We start from the raw sequence: 23668 nt of genomic DNA, 5'->3' as shown, positions 1-23668 counted from the left end.
ATGCACGCCGAATCGCATCTTGATCAAAGCATTGCCGGCCGCTTTATCTGGGCCATCCTGCTAACCGGTCTAACCCTGGTGGCCGAAGTGATCGGCGGGTTGTGGACCAACTCCCTGGCGCTGCTTTCCGATGCCGCCCATGTATTTCTGGATCTGTTCGCCCTGATCCTGTCGCTGGCGGCGATCCGCCTGGCTGCCATGCCCGCCTCGGAGACCAGAACCTTCGGCTGGCACCGGACCGAGGTCTTTGCCTCGTTCATCAACGGAGTCACCGTCTTTCTCATGGCAGTGGGGATCTTCTACGAGTCTTGGGTGCGCTTTCAGAATCCGGAAGAGGTGAAGAGCCTGCCGATGTTTATTATCGCCGCCATCGGCCTGGTGGCAAACCTGCTGTCTGCCGGGGCGCTTCACCAGCATTCCCATGACGATCTCAACGTCCGGAGCGCCTTCCTCCATGTGATCGGCGACGCTGCCGCTTCGGTCGGGGTCATAATCGGCGGGGTCATCATGTACTTCACCCACTGGTACCTGCTGGATGCCGTCATCTCTGCGGGGATCGGTTGCGTCATCTTCTGGGGTTCGTGGCGGGTGATCCGGGAATCGGTCCATATCCTGCTCGAAGGAGTGCCGCGGGGAATGAGCATCGATGAGGTGCATGATGCCATCATCAGTGTTGACGGGGTCAATGATGTTCATCACTTGAATATCTGGACCATTTGCTCGCATATCCTGGCCTTCTCCGCTCATGTCGATGTCAAACCGGAATTCAAGGGAGAGCAGGCAGGGGTGCTTCGTTCTATCGAGGAACTGCTGTTCGACCGGTTCCATATTTCCCACACCACCCTGCAAGTCGAATGCACCAGGTGCATCGAAGGGCCGGTGATCAAGGATATCCACCACCGCCCCCGTGCCAGTTCTCTGCACAGCCACGGTGGACACGCGCATGGACACGGACACCAACATGGGCAGGGCTGCAGCCATGACCACTGATGCTAACAGACAGGAAGACTGAATGCTTGATTTGCAGCTGATCCATGAAGCGAGTGATCGCCTGAAAAAAAGGGTCCGCAGGACCGAACTGATTCATTCCCATTATTTCAGCGAAAAGTTGGGGATTCCACTCTGGTTCAAGTGCGAAAATCTGCAGCGGACCGGCGCCTTCAAGATCCGCGGTGCACTTAATTTTATGACCTCACAACCGCGTGAGGCCCTGGCAAAAGGGGTAATAACGGCGTCTGCCGGGAATCATGCCCAGGGGGTCGCCTTTTCCGCCGATCTGCTCGGTGTGGCAGCCACGGTCTTCATGCCGGAGAGCACGCCGCCGCAGAAGGTCTTTGCCACCAGAGACTATGGGGCCGAGGTGGTGCTGACCGGCAGGACCTTTGACGATGCCTATGCCGCTGCGGTGGAAGCGGGCAAGGCGAGCGGCGCCCTGTTCGTTCACCCGTTCGATGACCCGTTGGTCATGGCCGGCCAGGGAACGATCGGGCTGGAGGTGTTGGAAGAGGTCCCCGACCTTTCCACAATCATCGTACCGATCGGTGGCGGTGGCTTGATCGCCGGCATTGCCACGGCGATCCGCGAGACCCACCCCCATGTCAGGATCATCGGCGTGGAATCGACGGCAGCGCCATCGATGCACTACTCGCTGCAGAAGGGGAAAATCTTTACCGCGCCAGTCACGGTCTCGCTGGCAGACGGCATTGCGGTCAAACGGGTGGGGAAAAACACCTTTCCGATCGTGCGCGACCTGGTTGACGAGGTGGTGCTGGTCGAGGAGGAGGATATCGCCCTGGCCATTGTCGCCCTGCTGGAGCGGACCAAGCTGCTGGTCGAAGGCGCCGGCGCGGTGCCGCTGGCGGCACTGATGGCCGGCAAGGTGGAGAATGTTTCCGGCAAGACGGTCTGCGTGCTCTCCGGCGGCAATATCGACGTCAAGACGATTTCGGTGGTGGTCGAGCGGGGCTTGCTGGCTGCCGGTCGCTACCTGAAGCTGAAGATCGAGCTGGACGACCTCCCGGGCGCTTTGGCAAAGCTGACGGTGGAGATTGCCGAGACCAAGGCCAATATCTCGATGATCACCCATGACCGTCGCTCCAAATCACTGCCGATCGGCAAGACCGAGGTGCACCTCGAACTGGAAACCCGCGGTTACGAGCATATTCAGGATGTGATCGGTCATTTGAAACAGGCAGGTTATGAGATCGATGTCTTAAAATAGGATTAAGGCATGATTCGGGAGAGAAGCGACAGGGTTCTTGGTGCCGCAGGGCGCGCTTCCTGTTTCAGCCGCAGAAGATCTGCAACCGTGTCCAGATCAAAGCCGGTCGCCAGCAACGCTGGACTTAACCCGAGGGATTCGGTTTTTTCCAGGCTCCTGGCCAGGGTATCCTGGCTGCTCCAGGGGATGTCAGCGAAGACTCCGGGATTGAGGCTGTTCATGGCAACCAGGTAATAGCCGCCATCTTCACTGGGACCGAATATGACATCTGCACATTGGCTATTAAGAAGATGGAACGCCTCGCTGATTCGCGCAACCGGCATATGCGGGGAATCGGTGCCAACAACGGCAACCGAACGGTAGCCAAAGGCAAAGGCCTTGGCAAAGGCATTCGCAAGTCGCTCCCCCAGATCGTCCCCCTCCTGCACCACCACCTCGGCATCGGGCGCCAGCAGTTTGAAGTCGGCACTCCGTCCAGGTTCGCCATCGAAAAAGATCATCCTGCTGGTCCCGATAATATCAGCACTGTTCTCCAGCGTGTCCAGCAACATGCAGCGATACAGCTCGGTTGCCTCATGAGTTTCAAGCGGGGGCGAAAGACGGGTTTTTACCTTGCCCGGTTCCGGCCATTTGGCGAAAATCAGCAAGGCATTTAGATGGTTAGAATTCATATCCATTACAATAAGTGGAGATTAAACCCGTAACTGGTTGAAATCCCGTGGAGGGCCGATTGTCAAGGTTTTACGCGGTTTTGTCTTTCGGGAAAAAGTTAGACTTTTCCACAGTTTCGGCGATTTTCCACAGAATTGTCAACAGTGTCCCGGAGTGCCGTCAAAAGGCAGATGACGGCTCATCGCTTCCGTAAATCCCTTTCAATCCGGGCGTATGCCGAATGCTTGTGGATTGACTCGAAGTTTTCAGCCGAAACACTGAACCAGGTGATTGCATCCAGCGCCGAGAGTCCCTGGGTAACTTCGCGGACCATATCTTCGACGAATTTCGGATTTTCAAAGGCATGTTCGGTTACGAATTTCTCGTCTTCCCGCTTCAGCAGCGACCAGACCGGGCTTGAACCGCACTGCTCGATCAGTTCAATCAAGTCCTCGATCCAGATGAAGTCGCGGTAGCGGATATTGACGGAAACGATGCCGCGCTGGTTGTGAGCGCCGTAGCGGCTTAACTCCTTGCTGCAGGGGCAGAGCGAGGTAACCGGCACCTGGACCCCGAGCACGAAGTCGAAATCGTCGCCCAGGGTTGCGCTGAAGCTGCAGGTGTACTCCATGAGGCTCTTTGCCTTGGACACCGGGGCGCGCTTTTCGATGAAATAGGGAAACTCCATCTCCAGGTGAGCGCTGGATGCACCGAGTTTTTTCTTCATTTCCTGGAGGATGGTCTCCAGCTTGTCCAGCGCGATCTCTTCCCGATAGGTGTTGAGGATCTCCACAAAGCGGCTCATGTGGGTCCCCTTGAAGTGGTGGGGGAGGTCGACGTACATGTTGATCCTGGCCACGGTATGCTGGAACTTGCGGTTCTTGTCCATCACCACTATCGGGTAAGAGATGTCCTTGACCCCGACCTTGTCGATAGCGATCTTGCGGGTATCGAGCCGGGTCTGCATGTCCGGCATCGCCGGACTGGTGGTCTCAGCGGCAACAGCTGTTTTTTTCGAGTTAGTCATATTTTTCCCAGGATGCTCACGATTCGCGCGTCAGGTATTTCACCGGATCAGGGATGCCTGCCTCGATGAACCCTTTCAACCGCAGGCGGCAGGAGTCGCACAGTCCGCAGGCAATCCCTTCCGGTGACGGGTCGTAGCAGGAGTGGGTCAGGCTGTAATCAACCCCGAGCGCGACCCCTTTCTGGATGATCTCCGCCTTGGTCAGGTTGATCAGCGGCGCGTGGATGGTAAGGCGATTGCCCTCAACACCGGCCTTGGTCGCCAGATTGGCCATTGCTTCAAACGACGCGATGTATTCCGGACGGCAATCCGGGTAACCGGAGTAATCAAGGGCATTGACGCCGATGAAGATGTCGAAGGCGCCAAGCACTTCGGCCCATCCCAGGGCAAAGGAGAGAAAGATCGTGTTGCGGGCCGGAACGTAGGTAACAGGGATCTCGCTCCCCACTCCTTCCTTGGGTACTGCGATGTTGCTGGTCAAGGCGCTGCCGCCAACCTTGCGATAGTCGAAATCAACCACAAGGTGCTCGGCGGCGCCGGCCTTCTTTGCATGCTTCTTAGCAAGATCAAGTTCCACAGAGTGGCGCTGGCCGTAGGAAAAGCTGATGGCAAAGGGTGAATAACCCTCTGCTTTGGCAATTGCCATGCAGGTGGTGGAGTCCAACCCTCCACTGTAAAGGATAACGGCTTTCTTGGTCATGGTGTTACCCTCATTCACTGTTGTTTTGACTGAGCATTATCTAAGCAGCCTATCAAGAGTGACGCCGGATTGCAACGGCCTATCCGGATTCAGAACAACGAGAACTTCACGTACCGCTTGGGGTTCTCCTTGATATCCTTGACCAGGGCGTCCAGGCTGTCGACGGTCTTGTTCATCTTCTCGTAAAGTTCTTTGTCCGACACCAGCTTGCCGGCAGTGCCGTCTCCTTTTTCCAGCTTCGAGGTTACTGTTTCCAGCGACTTGAGTGAGCTGTCGGCCTTTTCCAGCAACTCCATCCCCTTGTCGTAAAACTCCCGGTCGCCGAGCAGCTTGCCGATGGTGCCGTCGGTTGAGGTGAGCTTCCGGTTGAGCTCGCGGACATCGTCAGCAGCCTGGTTGCTCTTGTCAGCCAGGGTCACCAGCTTGTCGTATAGCTGCCGGTCTCGTACCAGCCGCCCGAGGGTGCCATCGGCAGAGTGGATGTCTTTCAGGGTATCCTCGGCCCGCTCCAGAATAGCGATCAACCGGTCATACGGTTCCGAACTCTTGCTGAGCTTGCCCAGGGTTCCCTGGCCGGAGTTGACCGAGTGGGCAAAGACCTTCAGTTCGGCGGTGAGGTTCACCAGGTGGTCGTAGAGCTTGGGGTCCTTGGTAAGACGGCCGAGCGACCCCTCGCCATTGTCCATTTTGGTCATGATGCCGTTGAGCTTGTCGAATGCGGCGCCTGCCTTTGACATCACTTCGTCCAGCCGGGTAACGCTGGTGCCGTAAACAACGGTCAGCGGCGGTTCGCTGACCGAAACGCTCGGAGTGATGTCCACGTATTTTTCTCCCATCAGGCCGCGGGTCTTGATGGTGATGACCGAGTCTTTGCCGATCTTTTTGAGCGACTGGCGCTCGACTTCGAGCAGGATTTCCACCTCGTTGCTCTGGTTTGGTTTCGAAAAGCGGATATCCTTGACAATCCCCACGTCCAGACCGGCCAGCCACACCGGTGCGCCGACCTTGAGCCCGGCAACATCGGTCATGATCACCGAGAGATCGCCCTTGGGTATGAAAAACTTGGTCTTGTCCCCCATGACCAGCACTCCCCCGGCAAACAGGAGCAGTGCGCACACGATCAGGACCCCTGCCTTGACCTGCGCCCATCCTATGTTATCGCTCCGCTTCATTTTCAGCCTCACTCCTTGTGGGGGATCGCCAGTCCGATTATCGGTTCGACTATATGGTCGGTGATAAACAGCGATTCCCTGGTCGGCGAGAAGAACTCGCGTATGGCATTATCGTCACAGTTTTTCAGGTCGTCTGCCGTTCCATCCAGTATCAGCCTGGTGTCATGGAGGAACGAGAACTTCTGGGAGACGGCAAAGGCGGTATGCAGGTCGTGAGTGACCATCAGAGTCGTCTTTCCCTGCTGCTGCAGCATCTGCATCAGGTGGCGGATGTTGTAGATACCGATCGGGTCGAGGCCGGTGGTTGGCTCGTCGAAGAAAATATACTCCGGTTCGGCGGCAATGGCCCGGGCAATGGCCACCCGTTTTTTCATGCCGCCGGAAAGCTCGGCCGGATAAAGGTCGATGGTGTTCTCCAGCCCGACAAAGCTCAGCTTTTCCAGCACAATCCGCTTAATCTCAGCCAACTCCAGTGTCCCCTCTTCGAACAGCCGGTAGCCGACGTTTTCCCCGACGGTCATGGAGTCGAACAGCGCTCCCCACTGGAAGACGATGGCGATGTTGCGTCGCAATACCGACAGCTCATTTTCCCGCATGCCGGCAATCGGGCGGCCATTGAGGTAAATGGCGCCGGAGTCGGGTTTCAGCAGGCCGAGCAGCAGCTTGAGGATGGTGGTCTTGCCGACGCCCGATACCCCGAGAATGGTCCGGTTGACCCCTTTCTCCAGGGTCAGGTCGAAATTGCGGATGATCTGCCGCCCTCCTATCGAGTAGGAGACCTTTTCCATCCGTATGCCGGGAAGGGTTTCACTCACTGCATCACCTGAACACGATGAAGATCTTGGTCATAAAAAAGTCTGTGATAAGAATCAGCACTGATGACAGCACCACTGCCCGCTTGGCCGAGGCACCGACCCCCTCGGCGCCGCCGTGGGTGGAGAGGCCGACATAGCAGCCGATCATGGCGATGATGAAGCCGAACACCGCCGGTTTCACCACCCCTTCGATCAGGTCCTGGAACACCATGAATTGCGGCAGCGACTTGTAATACATGAGCGGGTTGATGTCGTAACCGGCGGCAATGATGTAGCCGCCGAGCAGCGCCACTGCATCGGTGAAGATCACCAGCAGCGGCAGGGCAAGCACCGTTGCCTTGAGCCTGGGAGTCACCAGCCGCTTGATGACGTCGGTGCCCTCGACCCGCATGGCATCGACCTGCTCGGTGACCACCATGGTGCCAAGTTCCGCGGTGATGGCAGAGCCGACACGGCCGGAGATCATCAGCGATGCCAGCACCGGTCCCAGCTCCTTGACCATGGTGACGCAGACCATGCCGCCGACATAGCTGGTCGCCGCGAACGGCTTCAACTGGATCAGCGCCTGCAAGGCCATGACCATGCCGGTAAAGAGCCCGGTCAGGCAGCTGATGAAGATGGAATCAACACCGATCTTCTCAAACTGGACCGCAAACTCCCGGTAGTAGAAGGGAGCGGAAAATACCCGGACGACCGCCTTGGCCGACAGTTTGAAGAAGTCCTGGACATTGAGGAAGAAGATTTTCAGGCGTCGTTCCGCAAAGGTGTCTTTCATGGCAGGATTACCTGGAAGGATAGGGGCTGATGGTGCCTGGGGTTCATGGCTGTTTCAGCGCGTTAAGGAGCGCTTCCCGGGCATCTTCGATAAAAATGAACTCCAGGTCGTTTTTTACCGCTTCCGGGATATCTTCCATGGCGTCACGGTTGCGTGCCGGTACCAGCAGGGTTTTGACACCGGCGCGGCGGGCGGCCAGTGCCTTCTCTTTCAGTCCGCCGATCGGCAGGATCCGGCCGGTCAGGGTGATCTCTCCGGTCATGGCGACATCACGGCGGGCGGGCTGGCCTTTCAGCAGCGACACCAGAGCCGTGGCAATGGTAATGCCTGCCGACGGTCCGTCCTTGGGGATACTGCCGGCCGGGACATGGATATGGATGGTCATCCCCGCAACTGAGGTCGCCTCAATGCCGAGTTCATCGCGGTTGGCCTCGACAAAGGAGAGCGCTGCCCGGGCCGACTCCTTCATCACATCGCCAAGCGAGCCGGTGAGGATCAGTTCCTCTTTCCCCTGCATCCTGGTGGCTTCAACAAAGATGATGTCTCCGCCGCTTTCGGTCCAGGCCAGCCCGGTCACTACCCCGACCCGGTCAGCCTCGGCTGCCACCTCGTTGAAAAATTTGCGGGGGCCGAGGAACTCTTCGACTATGGCTGGAGTGATTTCTACTCGCTCCGGTTTCCCCTGGGTTTTCTCCTTGGTGACCTTGCGGCAGATCGAGGCGATGTTGCGCTGTAGGTTCCTGACCCCGGCTTCCCGGGTATAGTTATCGATTACCGCGCGGATCGCTGCCTCGCCAAAGCGGGTGGTCTCGCCGGAGACCCCGTTTTCCTCCATCTCCCTGGGGATCAGGAAGCGGGCAGCAATCACCTCTTTTTCCTCTGCCGTGTAACCGGATAGCTGCAGCACCTCCATCCGGTCCTTGAGCGCCGGGGGAATCGGGTCCAGCTGGTTGGCAGTGGTTATGAACATGACATTGGACAGGTCGAACGGCACATCCAGGTAATGATCGGTAAAGGTGCTGTTCTGCTCGGGATCAAGCACCTCCAGCAGGGCACTGGCCGGGTCGCCGCGGAAGTCGAGCCCGATCTTGTCGATCTCGTCCAGCATGAACACCGGGTTGTTGCTGCCGGCGCGGAAGATCTCCTGCATGATCCGTCCGGGAAGGGCGCCGATGTAGGTACGGCGGTGGCCGCGGATCTCCGCCTCGTCGCGCATGCCGCCAAGCGACATCCTGATGAACTTTCTCCCCAGTGCCCGGGCGATAGATTTGCCGAGCGAGGTTTTGCCGACCCCTGGAGGCCCCACGAAGCAAAGGATCGGCCCTTTCATCTTATCCTTGACGGTTCGGACCGCCAGGTATTCCAGGATCCGTTCCTTGACCTTTTTCAGGTTGTAGTGGTCCTCGTCAAGCACCCGTTCGGCCTCGTTGATATCGCGGTTATCCGCGGTTCCTTTCTGCCACGGCATGCCGGCCAGGTAATCGAGGTAGGTGCGGGACACCGTATATTCCGGGGATGAGGGGTTGATCCGATCCAGCCGCTTGATCTCCCGGTCGGCAATGATGCGGACCTCCTGGGGCATGGTCGCTGATTCGATCTTTTTGCGCAGCTCGTTCATTTCGGCGTTGCGCGGGTCTTCTTCCCCAAGTTCTTCCTGGATATGTTTCATCTGCTCGCGCAGCAGGTATTCCTTCTGGGTCTTGCCCACCCGTCGCGACACCTCGCTCTGGATCTCGTTCTTGATCTGCAGCCGCTGGATATCCTCGGTAAGATGGAGGTAGACCTTTTTCAGCCGTTCCACGGGATCAATGGTTTCCAGCATCTCCTGAAGCTGATTAGGCGGCAGATTGCAGTAGATCGCCACCAGATCGGCCAGTCGGGCCGGGGTATCGATGTAGTCTACCATCTTCATCACGTCTTCAGGGAGCGGCCTGCCATAGGAGAGGGCGATCTTGAGAAGGGCGGAGAGGCTTGATACCAGGGCATCGGTGACGATGTTCTTTTCATAGAATTCGCGAACTATTTCCAGCTTGGCCAACGGCACCGGCGATTCCTCGACCATCTCCTGAATAGTGCAGCGCGCCAGCCCTTCGAGGGTGATCTTGGTGCTGCCGTCGGAGGTCAGGTGGGTAAGCTCCACGAGCTTGCATACCGTGCCTATTGGACGCAGCGCTTCAGCAAGCTCGACCTGATGCTCCTCCCGGCGCATGAAGATTGCCAGCAGGCTGTCATGCTTGCGGCTCTCCTCAAAGACCGACAGGTCTGCCCCTCTCAGGTACAGGGTTATCATCATGTACGGGAAGGCCACCAGTTCGGACTGGATGTAGAGCGGCACACTCTCCGGCAAGGTTATGGATTGAGTTGTTGGCATGGCTAAATCGTACCGGCACTAATAGGTTATGTCAAGGATGCGGTCTGTTCCCATTCGGCGTAAAGTGCCTTCAATCGGGCATCGATGGCGGAATGCTCTTCGGCGGCAGCGTGGATGGCCTGGTAGTCTCCGGCAATCTCGGGATCGGCAAGCTTTAGCGCCAGCTCCGCCAACAGGGCTTCCTCTGAAGCGATGGTGGCCTCAAGCTCGGCAATTCTTTTTTGTCGGGCGCGTTCCTCTTTTTGCCGCTGCTTGTCAAGTTCGCGTTGCTGCTGCCGGTCCTCCTTGGAGACAGGGGCATCATGTGCGGGCAATTCACGAATTGCCCCTACGTCGGTTCCGGCCTTCTTGGCCAGGTAGTATTCGTAGTCGCCCATGTACGAGGTCAGCGTGCCCCCTTCCACTTCTACCACCCTGGTGGCCAGGCCGTCGATGAAGTGGCGGTCATGGGAGACAAACACCACGGTGCCGCTGAACGAGCGGAGCGCGTCAAGCAGCACATCCTTGCTGAACAGGTCGAGGTGGTTGGTCGGTTCGTCCATCAGCAGCAGGTTGGCCGGTTTCAGCAGCATCCGGGCCAGGGCCAGCCGGTTCTTCTCACCGCCGGACAGCACTCCGATCTTTTTATGGATATCGTCGCCGGAGAAGAGGAAGGCGCCGAGGATGTCGCGCAGCTGCGGCACCATATCGTAGGGGGAGGTCGCGAGCAGCTCCTCGTAGGCACTTTTCTGCTGGTCCATCACCTGGGCCTGGTCCTGAGCAAAGAAGTCGACGGAGACATTGTGGCCGATATGGCGCTCACCAGCCTGGAAGGTCTCGCCGTTCAGGATCCGCATCAGGGTCGATTTACCGGCGCCATTGTGGCCAACCAGGGCGATCCTCTCCCCGGACTCGATGGTCAGGCCGATGTCTGCCAGCACCTGCTTCTCGCCATACGACTTGCAGATGCCGGACAACTCCATGACCACCCGGCCGCTCTTGGGCGGGGAGGGGAAGCGGAACCTGATCCGTTTCCGTTCCGGCGGCAGCACGATCCGCTCGACCTTTTCCAGCTGCTTGATGCGCGACTGCACCAGCGATGCCTTGTTGGCGTTGTAGCGGAAGCGGCGGATGAAGTCCTCCATGGCCGCCACTTCCTCGTCCTGTCTTCGTTTGGCCTCGCGCAGCGCCGCAACCCGCTCTTCGCGCTGGACGAGATAATTGCTGTACGAGCAGTGATAATCGGTGAGGGTATGGTTCCAGACCTCGGAGATCCGGTGACAGACCTGATCGAGGAAGAAGCGGTCGTGAGAAACCAGGATCACCGAGTAGGGGTAGCTGCAGAGGTACTCCTCCAGCCAGTTGCGCGCCTCGATGTCCAGGTGGTTGGTCGGCTCGTCGAGTAGCAGCACGTTCGGCTTCTGCAGCAGTAGCCGGGCCAGGGCGATCCGCATCTGCCAGCCGCCGGAAAAGTCGCTGCAGTCCTTTTCCCAGTCTGCCTGCACAAAGCCGAGTCCCCGCAGCACCTTGGCCACTTCGGCCTCCATGGCATAGCCGCCGCGGACCCGGAACTGCTCCTGGATATGGCCGTAGCGCTCCAGCAGCGCCTCATGTTCCGGCGCATCAAAAGCCACGGTGGTCATCCGCTCTTCCAGCTCTTTCAGCTCGTTGCCCATGGCCTGCAGATCGGCCAAGGCCGCCAGCCCTTCCGCAAATAGCGACTTGCCCCGGGTGACGATCCCTTCCTGTGGCAGGTAGCCGACCGTTGCCCCTTTGGCAAAACGGAGCTCACCGGATGATGTCTCCACTTGTCCGGCAATGATCCGCATCAAGGTCGATTTGCCGGCGCCGTTTTCGCCGACCAGGCCGACCCGCTCACCCTTGGGGAGGTGCCAGTTGATGTCGGTGAACAGGGGCTTTCCGGCGAACTCTTTGGTCAGGTTGGCAAGCTGCAGCATGGAATGACTCTCCCGAATTCGATAAACGCCTTATTTAGCGGCAATTCACCTTGGTTGTCAATGCCCGGGCTGTTTTTTTCTCAACGGTGGCCTGCTTCAGTCAGGCGCATCAAGGTCGTGTTGGTTCGTTAGAATTGTGTGACTTTTTGTATTTGAAATATAATTTTTCAAGCGGCTTGATATAATCAGGAACCAAAGAACGGGCGGGTATAATCTTAATCATGGGCAATGTGAGGCAAATACTCAGACTCAGCAACTGCGACATCTCTGATACGGCGTATCGCAGGATAATCATCTGGGCCATTATTCTGCTGGGGTCCGCGCTCTACGCGCATACCTTGCCGTTTCCTTTTGTCTGGGATGGGCGCGGCTATATCTTAGGCAATCCTTTGGTTAAAGGGTTTGGTTACTACGATGACATCCTGAACATCGGCAAGTTTGTCCAGCTCGACGAAAAGCTCGGTATTCCTTCGGACTACGTTACCAACTTTATCCAACGCCCTATTACCTATTTTACCTTTAGCATCAACTATCTGCTTGGCGGCAACAATCCAGCCGGTTACCGGGCGTTCAACATCGCAATCCACCTTTTCAATACAATCATTATCTACCGCTTGCTGGAAAGGATTCTGCAGAGGAGCAGTGACAGCAAACTGCTTGACCGGTTCTCAACACGATTCATTCCGACTGCCAGCGCCATGTTGTTTCTGGTGCATCCGCTGCAAACCGAGTCAGTTATCTATATCACCCAGAGATTCACCTCAATGGCGGCCGGCTTTTACCTGATGACGGCCTATCTCTATTTTTGTTCAACAACAGGCAGTGACAAGCGGCGTGCGACATTGCTTTACTGGGCTTCAGTTGCCACCCTGCTTGCCGGGATGCTGACCAAGGAAGTTGTCTTCACTGCCCCTTTTGTTCTGCTGCTCCTGGAGATTATTGTTCTGGGGAATCCCTGGAAGAGCTCGTTGCAAAAAGTCTTGCCGCATATGCTGTGTCTGCCGGTTATCCCATCGCTGGTGATGGTCGCCACCGCCGCACAAAAGAGTTCAACTGTTTCACTGAAAAATTCGCTTAATGCCATCAACTTCTATGACTATTCCATTGCGGATTATGCGACCACCCAGTTATGCGCCATTGTAAGCTATATTCGCCTGATATTTCTTCCTTACGGGCAAAATGCCGATCATGACTACCCGCTGTACACCTCGCTCCTGCAAGGCAGAGTGCTGCTGTCACTTACTGTGCTTACCGCTATTGTCGTATCATCATTGCTTCTCTATCGGCGCAAGCCCCAGGAACAGCACCAATCGCTGCTGTTTTTTGGAGTAATGTTCTTCTTCATCTCGATATCTGTTACTTCCAGCATTGTTCCCATGGCAGAGCTGCTGGTTGAACGGCGCACGTATCTACCCTCGTTTGGGGCTTTCTTGTCAATCGTCTCTGCCGCTGACCTTTTGAGGATAAAATGGCGCGCTATTATTGCCAGAAAAGTAATGATGGCCGGATTTGCCGTGTGGTTGATCATTCTTTGCGGGGTCACCTATGCGCGTTCCGAAGTGTGGCGATCAACCGTCTCATTCTGGCAGGATTCGGCATTGAAAAGCCCCAATAAGCTGCGCCCGATGCTGGCCCTGGTTGCTGCCTACTTTGACCGGAAACAGTATGAGCGTGCTGCGGCCTGGCAAAAAAAAATAATAGCCCTATATCCAGCGGAACAGAATTATTACGTTATTCTTGAAGAATTGCAGTACTTGCAGGGGCTGTACACCGATTCCATCGAAACCGGCGTACAGGCTTTGTCACTGGGGGATGGTAGTGCGACGATCTATTATTTCCTTGGGCTGGCATATGCTAAAATCGGTTTGCCCGGCGATGCCGAGCAAGCTCTGAAATATGCCATAGCCCTGGAGCCGAAGTTCTTGGATGCCCATCTGGCGCTGGCGGAATTTTACAGATCTGCAAAAAACTACGCCGGCGCCCTGGAACAGTACCGCGTGGCGGCAAAACTCGACCCGCAAAAAAAGCATTTTGCCAAAATAATTGAAGATCTTGAGGGGATTACGGCCACCGGGCGGCTGACCAAAAGTAAGTAGGCTGCTGACCGCTGGCTTCACCGAAAGGGGGCAAATCATGTCCTACTGGCTGTTTAAATCCGAACCGGGCTGTTTTTCCTTCGATGACCTGAAAAATCGCCCCGACAGCACCGAGCATTGGGATGGGGTACGCAACTACCAGGCGCGCAACTTCCTGCGGGACCAGGTCAAGCCGGGGGATCTGGTGCTGTTCTATCACAGTAATATCCCGGAGCCTGCCGTGGTCGGGCTGGCAGAAGTGGTGCGGGAAGGTTACCCCGATTTCACCGCCTTTGATCCGCACAGCGAGCACTTCGACCCCAAATCCTCTGTCGCAGCCCCGATCTGGTACATGGTCGATGTCCGTTATGTCGAGCCGATGAAGAAACCGGTGACCCTGGAACGGATCAAGACCAACCCGCTGTTGTCCGAAATGCCGCTCGTCAAGCGCAGTCGGCTCTCCATTCAGCCCGTGACGCCAGAGCAATGGCAGATGATTCTCGCCATGGCCGGCATGGAAACCTGACCTTATCGTTGGTCCCAAAAGCTGTTTTTCATGGCGTTAAGCTAAATCTCTGCTATAGTTGCATAAAATTTCATGCCAATGATCGCCAGACGGCGTTATTGATACATCAGCCGGTGGAGAACCTTGATTTTCCCGGCACTAAAGAGATTGGAGAAGAGAGTTAATGTCGAAAAAGATGCTGATCAACGTGATGCACCCCGAAGAGGCGCGGGTGGCAATTGTCCAGGATGGCCGCCTCATGGAGCTGGATATAGAGATCGCCGGGAGTGAGCAGACCCGCGGCAATGTCTACAAAGGGGTGGTGGTGCGGGTAGAGCCTGCGCTGCAGGCTGCGTTTGTGGATATCGGCCTGAAACGGCTCGCATTCATGCAGATGGGTGAGCTGCACCCGGATTACTGGCAGTGGCGCGACGACATCCTGGAGGACCAGCGCAAGCGGCGGCCCCGGATCCAGGAAGTGCTCCGCCGCGGCCAGGAGCTGATCGTCCAGGTGGAAAAGGGCGAGCGGGATATGAAAGGTGCGGCGGTTACCACCTACATGTCATTCCCCGGCCGTTACATGGTGCTGATGCCAGGCAGCGATTCCGCCGGCATCTCCCGCAAGGTCGAGGGTGAGGGAGAGCGGAAGAAGCTCAAGGAGGCCATTGCCGAGATGGAGATCCCGGAGGGGATCGGCTACATCGTCAGGACCGAAGCGGTCGGCAAGACCAAGACCGAGCTGAAGAAGGACCTGCAGTACCTCCTCAAGCTGTATCAGGGCATCCTCGACAAAGGGGCTACGGTCAAGGCGCCGGCGCTGATCGCCGAGGAAACCGACCTAGTCACCCGCACCATCCGCGATTATTTCACTGCAGAGATCGACGAAGTTCTGGTGGACAGCCAGGCCCACCACAAGCAGATCAAGGCGTTCTTCAAGGCGACCATGCCGAAGTTCGAGAAACTGGTGAAGATGCACCAGGAGAAACGGCCGATCTTTTCCAAGTACCAGCTGGAAGAGCAGATCGACCTGATCTACGAGAAAAAGGTACCGCTCCCGTCTGGCGGGTCGCTGGTGATCGAGCCGACCGAGGCGCTGGTCTCCATCGATGTCAACTCCGGCAAGACCACCGGTGAGCGGGGGGTGGAAGATACCGCATTCAAGACCAACATGGAGGCGGCCGAGGAGGTTGCCCGCCAGCTGCGGCTGCGCGACCTCGGTGGTCTGATTGTCATAGATTTCATCGACATGCGCGATCGCAAGCATATGGCCGAAGTTGAGAAGGTGCTGAAGAACGCCCTCAAGCTGGACAAGGCACGGGTGACGGTCGGCAAGATCTCCCAGTTCGGCATGCTGGAGATGTCGCGCCAGCGGATCAAACAGACCATCGAGCAGGCTATTCACTTGGAGTGCCCGCACTGCAGCGGCCGCGGCAAGGTCAAGAGCGTGGAGGCAGTGGCGCTCTCCTTCCTCAGAAAGGTCCATGGCGCTGCTGCCAAGGGGACCGCTGCCGAGATTCGTGGCGGTCTGCCGCTGGAGGTCGCCTATTACCTGCTCAACCGCAAGAAGCGTGAGCTGGTGGGGATCGAGAACGACTACGATATCAGCGTGACGGTCAAGGGCAAGACCTCGTTCCTGATGAACCAGGTGGAGCTGGAGGTGATCAAGCGCGACAAGCCGCTCCACGAGGAGCGGTCGCATGCCGAAGAGGTTGAACTGAAGCCGGCTGCTGCTGAGGTCAAGAAGGAAGAAAGTCAGGAGCATGGCGAGCCTCAGACCGAAGAGGCCAAGGCCAAAAAGAAGCGGAAGCGGAGCCGGAAAAAGAAGCATCCCGAGGGGAGCGAAGCCGCAATAGCGGCCGAGTCTTCGGAGCAGTCGGAGATAGCTGAAGAGGAACCTCTTGCATCTGTAGAGGCCGACGAGGATGCTCTTCATGAGGAGCCAGTGGCTGCAGAAGCCGAAGGGGGCGAATCCGGCGAGCATGCCGATGGCAAGAAGAAGCGTCGCCGTCGGCGTAAAAAGAAGAAGAGTGGGGGCGTTGCTGGCGAGGTTGCTGCTGATGCCGAATCTGGCGGACAGGGTGAGGTTGCCGAAACTGAGCCGGAAGAGGCTGCAGCAACCGATGAAGAACCGGCGGCTGCTGAGTCTGAAGAGTCGCATGCGGCAGGCGAGGCCAAGAAGAAGCGCCGTCGTCGGCGTCGCAAGCCGAAAGCTGCCGGAGAGTCGGGGGGCGAAGAGCTGCCGGTTAGCCAGCCTGAAGAGCCTGTTGCCGTGGCGGTGGCTGAACCAGCACCGGCTGAAGAACCGGCAAAGAAGCCGGCCAAACCCCGTAGGTCGCCGCGGAAGAAGGCAGAACCTGTTGAAGCCGCACCTGAAGTAGCCGTAGTTCCCGAAGTTGCTGCCGTAGCAGTTGAACAGGCTGCACCGGCAGCAAAAAAAGCAGCCAAGCCGCGGCGCACGACGAAAAAAGCGGTGGTAGAAGCCGAACCAGCGGCAGAGCCGGTGGAAAAGCCGAAGACAGCGCGCAAGCCGCGAGCAAAGAAGAAACCTGCTACCGAGGAGTAATGGTCATGAAGCCGATTTTCTACTGTCTGGCTCTGGCATCATTGGTTGTGGCGCTGGCCGCCCCTGTTGCCGAAGCCGCGGGGACCGATGTCATCCGTGAAGCGAGTGTCTATCCGTTCTTCCAGTATTTCAAATGGGAAGAGTTTAGTCGTGACGGCGCCAAACTACTCAAGGAAACCGGTCCGCAATTTGGCGTTGGTGGCAATATCAAGCTGGACCTTCTCAAGGGAAACGCGGGTGCCATGACCGTTGCGGCTAAGCAGGAGCTGTTCGGCGGGGTGGTGGACTATGACGGCCAGTTGCAGGACGGCACTCCGCACAAGACCGATGTCAACTATTTCGGGAGCTATACAGAACTGGACCTTGGTTGGGCGATCCCTTACCGGAAGATGACAATCGAACCGTTCAGCGGTTTGTCGTATCGCTGGTGGCTCAGGGACCTGCAAGGTTCCGGCGGCTATACCGAGAACTGGTACTCGCTTGCCCTGTTGCTCGGTCTCCGCAGCCAGTACGAACTGGGCACGGAAGCCCGGTTCTTTGTGGCCGGTGCGGCTAAATATCCGTTCAGCAATAGGAATGCAATTGACAATTACCCTGGCGTCGGCGAGATCAATCTCTCTCCGGGGAGCGAATGGTCAGCGTTGGCCGAAAGCGGGATAAAGTACAAACAGTTTACGGCAACGGTCTACTATGAAAACTTCATCTTTCCGGCATCTGACCCGGTCACTCGGTACAATGCCTTCCGGACGCCTACTCCTGGTCCATCCAGCTTTGTCCAGCCCCGCTCCGAATCCGAAATCTTCGGCCTGCGGTTCGGCTGGGCCTTCAAATAACAATAAAAATGGGGACGGCCGCTAACGGCTGTCCCCATGATGGTTGCTCTCCTCGGCCGGTCAGGCTCCCTTGAGGATCAACTCGGCGCGCTCTCGCTCGCTGGGGGACAGATCGGGCGGCACAAGCGCCTCTCCCCTCTTTTCAAAGACAATAAAGCGGGCGCACTCCTCGAACTTCCCCTTGCAGTAGTTGTTCTGCACCATCATGGCTGTCGATGGGCTATTCTTCATGTTCTCCACGAAAAACCGACATTTGCTGTAATTGATGCACTCTGTCATAACCACTACCTCCAGCTTCTTGATTATATTAAATACCTGATCATCCTTTTTTCACGATCTCCAAGGCCTTTGCCGCCTGGTTGGGAAACAGGTCGAGCGGGACTTTTTCCCGACCGAGGGATTTTACGACGATCATCCGGGCACAGTTGCTGAATTCTCCCTTGCAGTAAATAGTCTTGAAGATTTCAGCTGTTGACGGCATGTCTGCCATCTTGTCGTTAAAAAAGATGCAGCCTTTGATCAGTTCGCATTCCGCCATATGTCACCTCCATAGGTCTTGTTTGTTAGGACCTTATCGGAAGAAACCCGTATAACTTGAAGTTAAAATAAGTGCCGCTACTGACTGTAGTGCCTGACGCATTGCGCCGGGTACCGGCTCTGTTATACTTTTGCCAGAGCGAGCTGTTACTGGAGAGTACCATGTCATTCAAGGACGCACTGGACCCTTCCTGGCTGGAAGGGCAATATCTGCTGTGGCGCAGGAACCCGGAATCGCTGTCGCCTGACTGGCGGGCATTTTTTGAGGGGTTTGAGCTGGCTGACCAAAAGGCCGGTCCTCCCGGCCCGGTGCCTGGCAAGGCTTCCTGTGTTGGGTGCTCCGCGAAGCAATCGGGCGTCCAGTCGCTCATCTACGGTTACCGGGATATCGGCCATCTGATGGCCTGTACCGATCCTCTGGCCGAATCCTGCCCGGTTACGCATCCGCAACTGGAACTCTCTTGCTTTGGTCTTGACCCTTCTGACCTGGCCACTGAATTCTCCCCTTGGTCGGATTCCGGCAGGTCAGCCACGCTTCAGGCTATTCTGGACAGCCTGCGTGAGAGTTACTGCGGGTCCATCGGGACCGAGTTCATGCACATCCAGGAGCCGGCAGAGCGCCAGTGGCTTATCGAGCGGCTGGAAACGGCCAATAACGATAAACGTCTCAGCACCGAAGAGCGGATAGCGGTCCTGAAACGGCTGGTAGAGGCATCGCTGTTTGAGTCGTTTCTGCATCGGAAATTTCTTGGCCAGAAACGGTTTTCGCTGGAAGGCGGGGAGTCGCTTATCGTGTTTCTCGATGAGGTGGTTAATGGTGCTGCCGCTACCCGAGTCTCGGAGATCGTCTTCGGCATGGCCCATCGCGGCAGGCTCAATGTGCTGGCCCATATCATGGGGAAGCCGCTGGCCAACATCTTCAGCGAGTTCAGCGACAATCGGGAGCTGGCCTTTGTCGGCGAGGGTGACGTTAAGTACCACAAGGGGTTCTCCACAGACCGGCGCTTGACAGATGGCCGCAGGTTGCACCTGACCCTTGCCTTTAATCCGTCGCACCTTGAGGTGGTTGACCCGGTGGTGGAAGGGAAGACCAGGGCCATTCAGGATACACTCGGCAGTGAGGGCAAAGACAGCGCGTTGCCGGTGCTGGTGCATGGCGATGCCGCCTTTGCAGGTCAGGGGATTGTTGCCGAAACCCTCAACATGTCGCAACTTGAAGGGTACACCACTGGCGGGACCATCCATGTGGTGCTCAACAACCAGATCGGCTTTACCACGCTGCCGAAAGATGCCCGCTCCACCCGCTACGCCACCGATATTGCCAGGATGTTGATGATCCCGATCTTCCATGTCCATGGGGACGATCCGGATGCGGTTGCCCGTGTCGGCAGGCTGGCGCTGGAGTACCGCCAGGCATTCAAGCGCGACGTGGTCGTGGAAATCATTTGCTACCGGCGCCATGGCCATAACGAGGGGGATGAGCCGGCCTTTACCCAGCCGCTGATGTACCAGCAGATCAGTCAGCGCCCCCTTTCCTACAAGATTTTCGCCTCGAAACTGGACGCTGAAGGTGTCGATTTTGGCGGGGTTGAGTCAATCGAACGTGACATAACCGGCCGCCTGGAGCAGGCATTGACCGAAGAGCCGGATCCAACGCTTGACCTTGGCTTTACCGCCGGGTGGCAGGGGATTGAACGGGATTATGAAGTGCAGCCGGTCGCGACCGGCGTGCCTCATGCTGTGCTGGCCGATCTCACCAGCCGGCTCTCCACTCTGCCGCCGGGGTTTGCTCCGCATCCCAAAGTTGCGGCCGTCTACCAGCGGCGCAATGAGGCGGTGCAGAGCGGCCATGGCCTGGACTGGGGCGGGGCTGAGGCGCTGGCCTTTGCCACACTGCTGGCCGAGGGGGTGGCTGTCCGGCTCTCCGGCCAGGACTCCCGGCGGGGCACCTTCAACCACCGCCATGCCGTGCTGCATGACAGCAACAGCGACGAGACCTTTACCCCGCTGGCCGGAATCGGTGTTGACGGCGCCAGGTTCTCCGTTTACGACAGCCTGCTTTCCGAGGCCGGAGTGCTTGGTTTCGAGTACGGCTACTCAGTGGCATCCCCCGAGTCGCTGGTCATCTGGGAGGCCCAGTTCGGCGACTTTGCCAACGGCGGCCAGGTGGTGATCGACCAGTTCATTGCCGCCGGAGAGAGCAAGTGGGACCGCTCCTCCGGCCTGGTCCTGCTCCTGCCGCACGGCTACGAAGGTAACGGCGCCGAACACTCCAGCGCCCGGGTCGAACGGTTCCTGCAGCTTTGCGCCGAAGAAAACATGCTGGTCTGCTACCCATCGACCCCGGCTCAGCTTTTCCATCTGCTGCGGCGCCAGGTCAAACTGCCGTTTCGCAAGCCGCTGGTGGTATTTACCCCCAAGAGTATGCTGCGCCATCCGGCCTGCGTTTCCTCGCTTGACGGTCTGGCCACCGGAGGCTTCTGCGAAGTGCTGCCGGACCCGGTGGAGCCGTCAACGGTCAGCACGGCGATACTCTGCAGCGGCAAGCTCTATTTCGAGCTGGTCGAGCAACGGGCAGCGTCAGGCAGGAGCGATGTCGCCATTATCCGGATCGAGCAGCTTTATCCGTTCCGGGCCGGGGTGCTGCTGGCCGCTGTGGCTCCATTGCTTGGCGTTGGCGATTGGCGCTGGGTGCAGGAAGAGCCGGCCAATATGGGGGCATGGCCGTATATCCGGTCGCTGCTTACGGCCGCAATCGGCAGGGAGTTCCGTTACGTCGGGCGGCCGGCGTCGGCGGCCCCGGCAACCGGTTCGCACCGGATGCACGGCATCGAGCAGAAGAAGCTTCTTGATGAAGCGTTTCAGAAGGGGTGAGCAAATGGAGATCAAGATTCCGGAAGTCGGTGAATCGGTTCATGATGCCCTTGTTGCCAAATGGCTTAAGGACGACGGCAGCACCGTGACCAAGGATGAGCCGCTCTGCGAAATCGAAACCGACAAGATAACCCTTGAACTGAATGCCGATGCTTCTGGGGTGCTGACTATCACGATTCCGGCTGGTCAGACGGTGCCGGTCGGTACTGTCATCGGCAGCATTGCACCAGGCTCTGCCATTGGTGCGCAACCCCAGGCCATACCGCCTGCCTCCCCGGCAGCCAGAAAACTGGCGGCCGAGAAGGGGGTCGATGCCGCCACTCTCAGCGGCACTGGCAAAGGAGGCCGGATTACCCCTGAGGATGTCATGAAGGCAGCAGTCCCTGGTGATGAGACTGGATCTGGGCCTGAATTGCTGGTGGTAAGGTCCGAGTCGCCGGTTCCCTATACCACACATCACGAGCCGCCACCCTCGAACCTCAAACCTCGAACCCGCCGCGTGGCGATGACCCCCATCAGGCGAAGGATTGCGGAGCGGCTGCTGGCGGTGCGCCAGCAGACCGCCATGCTGACCTCGTTCAACGAGGCGGACCTCACCCGGATCATTGCCTTGAGAAAGGGTCATGGAGAACATTTCCGCGAGAAGCACGGGGTGAAACTCGGCTTCATGTCGTTCTTTGTCAAGGCCTGCTGCGAAGGGCTGAAGGAGTTTCCGGCCATCAATGCCGCCATTGACGGCAGCGACATTGTCTACCATGATTACTGCAACATCGGCATCGCGATCGGCGCGGAAAAGGGGCTGGTGGTGCCGGTGCTGCGCGATGCGGAACGGCTGCATTTCTCTGAAATCGAGCAACAGATCGAGAGTTTTGCGGTCAAGGTCAAGGAGAACCGGCTGGCCATCGCCGACCTGGAGGGGGGCACCTTCTCCATCTCCAACGGCGGGGTCTACGGCTCACTGTTATCGACGCCGATCCTCAATCCGCCGCAGAGCGGCGTCCTCGGGATGCATGCCATCCAGGACCGCGCCGTGGTAAGGGACGGCCAGGTGGTGATCAGGCCGATGATGTATCTGGCCCTCTCCTACGACCATCGCATCGTCGATGGCCGCGAGGCGGTCGGTTTTCTCAAGCGGGTGAAGGAGTATGTGGAAGAGCCGGAAGAGCTATTTCTGGAGGGATAAATGTCTGATATGGTTTACGATCTCATTGTCATCGGCGCCGGTCCGGGCGGGTATGTGGCGGCGATCCGCGCCAGCCAGCTGGGGATGAAGGTCTGTGTGGTGGAAAAGAGCGATACCCTCGGCGGGGTCTGCCTCAACGAGGGGTGCATTCCGAGCAAGGCGCTGCTCGACTCTTCGGAGCATTTCGCCCAGGCGCGGGATAAGTTTAGCCAGCATGGGGTTATTATCGACCCGCCACGGCTTGACCTTGCCCGGATGCAGGGCCGCAAGGCCGACGTGGTCAAGAAACTCACCGATGGTGTTGTCTTCCTGTTCAAGAAGAACAATATCGAACGGCTGCAGGCTACTGCCCGCATCGGCACTGTTGACGGGGAGCTGCGCACGGTCCACCTCTCCGGGGGGGCGGCAGGCGAAGCAACGGTTAAAGGCCGCCGGCTGCTGTTGGCAACCGGCAGCCGGGCTGCCGAGATTCCGACAATACCCTTTGATGGCGAGTTTGTGGTGGATGCCCGCGGCGCCCTTTCATTTGACAAGGTGCCGGAGCATCTGGTGGTGATCGGTGCAGGTTACATAGGGCTTGAGCTGGGCTCGGTCTGGCGCAGGCTCGGCAGCAAAGTTACCGTGGTGGAAATGCTTGCCAAACCGCTTCCGGCAACCGACGGCCAGGTGGCTGATACCCTGGTGCGTTCCCTGAAGAAGCAGGGGATGACGTTCCACCTTGATACCAAAGTGGTTTCCGTTGCAAAGCTGAACGATAAGATAAGCCTTAATCTGGAAGGCCCCGGCGGCCCGGTTGCCATTGACTGTGACCGGGTGCTCGTGGCCGCCGGACGGGTTCCAAACAGCGATATCCCAGGTGTTTTAGAGGCTGGGATCAAGGTCGATGGCCACGGCAGGGTCACGGTTGATGAAAACTACATGACCTCTGTCCCTGGCATCTACGCCATCGGCGATCTCGTTGCCGGGCCGATGCTCGCCCACAAGGCTTCCGAGGAGGGGGTAGTCTGCGTCGAACGGATGAACGACGAGAAATCGGTGGTAGACTATGAATTCATTCCGGGGGTTGTCTATACCTGGCCCGAGGCTGCCGGGGTCGGCAAGACCGAAGAACAGCTGAAAAATGAGGCGGTGCCGTATGCGGTCGGCCGGTTCAGTTTCATGGCCAATGGCCGGGCCAAGTGCCTGGACGAGACTGAGGGGTTTGTCAAGGTGCTGGCGCATCCGGAGACCGGGCGGGTGCTCGGGGTGCATATCATCGGTCCGCGGGCATCGGACATGATTGCCGAGGCGGTTACTGCCATGACTTACGGCGCAACGGCCGAGGATATCGCCATGACCTTCCACGCGCATCCGACCTTGTCGGAGGCGCTGAAGGAAGCGGCGCTGGATGTGGGGAAAAGGGCTATACATTCTTGACGTTGAAAGGATA

Annotated in this window: 19 protein-coding genes; 9 read left to right on the top strand and 10 right to left on the bottom strand. The window is 57.8% G+C overall.

What is annotated here, in order from left to right; all coding sequences use genetic code 11:
• Together KI809_RS04290 and ilvA are read left to right on the top strand one after the other, a co-directional pair.
• Positions 1 to 990 (top strand): cation diffusion facilitator family transporter, encoded by a 990-nt coding sequence (locus KI809_RS04290; protein WP_214170252.1) that lies wholly within the window; start codon positions 1 to 3, stop codon positions 988 to 990.
• Between the two features lie 22 nt (positions 991 to 1012).
• Entirely contained in the window at positions 1013 to 2221 is a 1209-nt protein-coding gene (gene ilvA / locus KI809_RS04285) for a threonine ammonia-lyase (RefSeq protein ID WP_214170251.1), read from the top strand.
• A 2-nt stretch (positions 2222 to 2223) separates the two neighbouring features.
• Here ilvA and KI809_RS04280 read toward each other — a convergent pair whose 3' ends face one another.
• From KI809_RS04280 to KI809_RS04245, 8 genes are all read right to left on the bottom strand, one after another.
• Positions 2224 to 2892: a TIGR04282 family arsenosugar biosynthesis glycosyltransferase gene (locus KI809_RS04280; RefSeq protein ID WP_214170250.1), complete on the bottom strand. Its 669-nt coding sequence runs from the start codon at positions 2890 to 2892 to the stop codon at positions 2224 to 2226.
• A gap of 179 nt (positions 2893 to 3071) precedes the next feature.
• A complete protein-coding gene (folE2, locus tag KI809_RS04275) occupies positions 3072 to 3848 on the bottom strand; it encodes a GTP cyclohydrolase FolE2 (RefSeq protein ID WP_214170513.1) in 777 nt (258 codons plus the stop codon).
• 67 nt (positions 3849 to 3915) lie between these two features.
• Positions 3916 to 4599, bottom strand: a complete 684-nt coding sequence (queC, locus tag KI809_RS04270; protein WP_214170249.1) for a 7-cyano-7-deazaguanine synthase QueC — start codon at positions 4597 to 4599, stop codon at positions 3916 to 3918.
• 89 nt (positions 4600 to 4688) lie between these two features.
• Complete coding sequence (locus KI809_RS04265) at positions 4689 to 5771, bottom strand: MlaD family protein (RefSeq protein WP_214170248.1); 1083 nt, start codon at positions 5769 to 5771, stop codon at positions 4689 to 4691.
• 8 nt (positions 5772 to 5779) lie between these two features.
• The gene (locus KI809_RS04260; protein WP_337833274.1) at positions 5780 to 6586 is read right to left on the bottom strand and encodes an ATP-binding cassette domain-containing protein; all 807 of its coding nucleotides are present in this window, start codon (positions 6584 to 6586) and stop codon (positions 5780 to 5782) included.
• Positions 6587 to 6590: 4 nt separating this feature from the next.
• Positions 6591 to 7361 carry an MlaE family ABC transporter permease gene (locus KI809_RS04255; RefSeq protein WP_214170247.1) on the bottom strand — a complete coding sequence of 257 codons (771 nt, stop codon included), beginning with the start codon at positions 7359 to 7361 and terminating at the stop codon, positions 6591 to 6593.
• A gap of 43 nt (positions 7362 to 7404) precedes the next feature.
• Positions 7405 to 9732, bottom strand: a complete 2328-nt coding sequence (gene lon / locus KI809_RS04250; RefSeq protein ID WP_214170246.1) for an endopeptidase La — start codon at positions 9730 to 9732, stop codon at positions 7405 to 7407.
• Between the two features lie 26 nt (positions 9733 to 9758).
• Complete coding sequence (locus tag KI809_RS04245; protein WP_214170245.1) at positions 9759 to 11669, bottom strand: ABC-F family ATP-binding cassette domain-containing protein; 1911 nt, start codon at positions 11667 to 11669, stop codon at positions 9759 to 9761.
• Between the two features lie 221 nt (positions 11670 to 11890).
• Between KI809_RS04245 and KI809_RS04240 the strand changes: the two genes are divergently transcribed.
• The 4 genes from KI809_RS04240 (at position 11891) to KI809_RS04225 (ending at position 17645) form a co-directional block, all read left to right on the top strand.
• Positions 11891 to 13765 (top strand): tetratricopeptide repeat protein, encoded by a 1875-nt coding sequence (locus tag KI809_RS04240; protein ID WP_214170244.1) that lies wholly within the window; start codon positions 11891 to 11893, stop codon positions 13763 to 13765.
• Between the two features lie 37 nt (positions 13766 to 13802).
• Complete coding sequence (locus KI809_RS04235; RefSeq protein ID WP_214170243.1) at positions 13803 to 14270, top strand: EVE domain-containing protein; 468 nt, start codon at positions 13803 to 13805, stop codon at positions 14268 to 14270.
• A 163-nt stretch (positions 14271 to 14433) separates the two neighbouring features.
• Complete coding sequence (locus KI809_RS04230) at positions 14434 to 16812, top strand: ribonuclease E/G (protein WP_214170242.1); 2379 nt, start codon at positions 14434 to 14436, stop codon at positions 16810 to 16812.
• A gap of 5 nt (positions 16813 to 16817) precedes the next feature.
• Positions 16818 to 17645, top strand: a complete 828-nt coding sequence (locus KI809_RS04225; protein ID WP_214170241.1) for a hypothetical protein — start codon at positions 16818 to 16820, stop codon at positions 17643 to 17645.
• A gap of 60 nt (positions 17646 to 17705) precedes the next feature.
• On the opposite strand, the gene KI809_RS04220 is transcribed toward KI809_RS04225, so the two are convergent.
• Together KI809_RS04220 and KI809_RS04215 are read right to left on the bottom strand one after the other, a co-directional pair.
• Positions 17706 to 17924 (bottom strand): hypothetical protein, encoded by a 219-nt coding sequence (locus KI809_RS04220; RefSeq protein ID WP_214170240.1) that lies wholly within the window; start codon positions 17922 to 17924, stop codon positions 17706 to 17708.
• Between the two features lie 40 nt (positions 17925 to 17964).
• The gene (locus KI809_RS04215; protein WP_214170239.1) at positions 17965 to 18183 is read right to left on the bottom strand and encodes a hypothetical protein; all 219 of its coding nucleotides are present in this window, start codon (positions 18181 to 18183) and stop codon (positions 17965 to 17967) included.
• Between the two features lie 161 nt (positions 18184 to 18344).
• Here KI809_RS04215 and KI809_RS04210 point away from each other — a divergent pair, with 161 nt between their 5' ends.
• The 3 genes from KI809_RS04210 to lpdA are packed head-to-tail and all read left to right on the top strand — an operon-like array spanning position 18345 to position 23655.
• Positions 18345 to 21056 (top strand): 2-oxoglutarate dehydrogenase E1 component, encoded by a 2712-nt coding sequence (locus KI809_RS04210; protein WP_214170238.1) that lies wholly within the window; start codon positions 18345 to 18347, stop codon positions 21054 to 21056.
• A gap of 4 nt (positions 21057 to 21060) precedes the next feature.
• Positions 21061 to 22239, top strand: a complete 1179-nt coding sequence (sucB, locus tag KI809_RS04205) for a dihydrolipoyllysine-residue succinyltransferase (RefSeq protein WP_214170511.1) — start codon at positions 21061 to 21063, stop codon at positions 22237 to 22239.
• Positions 22240 to 23655 (top strand): dihydrolipoyl dehydrogenase, encoded by a 1416-nt coding sequence (lpdA, locus tag KI809_RS04200; RefSeq protein WP_214170237.1) that lies wholly within the window; start codon positions 22240 to 22242, stop codon positions 23653 to 23655.
• The last annotated feature ends 13 nt before the right edge of the window (positions 23656 to 23668 follow it).

Source organism: Geoanaerobacter pelophilus (genome assembly GCF_018476885.1).
Taxonomy (GTDB): Bacteria; Desulfobacterota; Desulfuromonadia; order Geobacterales; family DSM-12255; genus Geoanaerobacter; species Geoanaerobacter pelophilus.
The sequence above is the reverse complement of the archived record's forward strand: the minus strand, read 5'-3'. Positions and strand labels throughout refer to the sequence as shown.